This window comes from Sphingobium sp. D43FB (assembly GCF_002312805.1).
GTDB lineage: Bacteria > Pseudomonadota > Alphaproteobacteria > Sphingomonadales > Sphingomonadaceae > Sphingobium.
In genome coordinates, this window is sequence record NZ_NMUA01000154.1 from 1 (window position 1) to 915 (window position 915).

2 protein-coding genes and 1 pseudogene are annotated in these 915 nt (G+C 57.8%); 2 read left to right on the top strand and 1 reads right to left on the bottom strand.

The window, feature by feature from the left end; genetic code table 11:
- A partial coding sequence (gene tnpB, locus SxD43FB_RS23780; protein ID WP_141249649.1) for an IS66 family insertion sequence element accessory protein TnpB occupies positions 1 to 400 on the top strand: 400 nt, incomplete at its 5' end.
- A 59-nt stretch (positions 401 to 459) separates the two neighbouring features.
- Positions 460 to 630: a hypothetical protein gene (locus SxD43FB_RS25480; protein WP_169575400.1), complete on the top strand. Its 171-nt coding sequence runs from the start codon at positions 460 to 462 to the stop codon at positions 628 to 630.
- Here the strand turns inward: SxD43FB_RS25480 and SxD43FB_RS23785 are convergent.
- Positions 590 to 790 (bottom strand): annotated as a pseudogene (locus SxD43FB_RS23785) (transposase); the annotation flags it as partial. The gene SxD43FB_RS25480 and the pseudogene SxD43FB_RS23785 sit on opposite strands and share 41 nt — an antisense overlap.
- Between the last annotated feature and the right edge of the window lie 125 nt (positions 791 to 915).

A 915-nucleotide genomic window follows, 5' to 3' on the forward strand; every position in this document is an offset into this window, starting at 1 on the left:
AAAAACGAACCTCATTCCCGCCCGAAACCACTGTCCCGGAATTAGCGGAATCGCTGTCCCGTATTTACTGAAATCACTGTCCGCGAATTACCGAAATCCGTGTCCGGGAATTTGCGAAACACGCACCTTGGCCCTGCAGATACAGCAGAGCTTCAAGCGGGACCCCCATGCCGGTGATCTCTATGTCTTCCGAGGGCGCCGGGGCGATCTGTGCAAGATCCTGTGGCACGATGGCATTGGCATGTCGCTCTATGCCAAGATCCTGGAGCGCGGGAAGTATATCTGGCCGTCGGCTGTAGACGGGGTAATTGCCATCTCTGCCTCCCAGCTGGCTTGCATGCTTGAGGCGATCGACTGGCGTAACCCGCAAGCAACCTGGCGCCCGACACTGGCCGGATAATCGGTGTCGGGAGGCTAAAAAGCTAGAGATTCCGGTGCTTTTCTGCTATGCCTTTAGGCATGGGTGACGCGGCGCAAGCAGAGATCCAGAGCCTTCGCGAGCAGCTTGCCGCAGCCCAGGCGGTCGCCGCCGAGGTGGCCCGGATAAAAGCGATCAACGCCGATCTGGAAGCCCGCAATGCCCTTCTGGAACCCATCCATATTCTGTCAGATGCCCACGGATTGCATTAATGAGCTGGGTCCGCTGCCGCACCAGAAGGTCCCGAGCCCGAAAGACGAGACCTGCCGCCTGCTGCTCCTCGCTTTTCACGGCTACAAACCGCATGTTCGGTCTCTGAGCCGCCTCACAAATCGCCTCGGCATCGACCGCATCATTTTTATGACGCTTCACTAATCACGAGGTTCCCATAATGCGGAGGAACGCGGCCTGATTGGCGGATTTCTGCCGATTTCATCCATGTTCCTCCGCATTATTTCAGAGCGTGTCGAGCCAGGCGAGCACGCTTGCATCGCGCT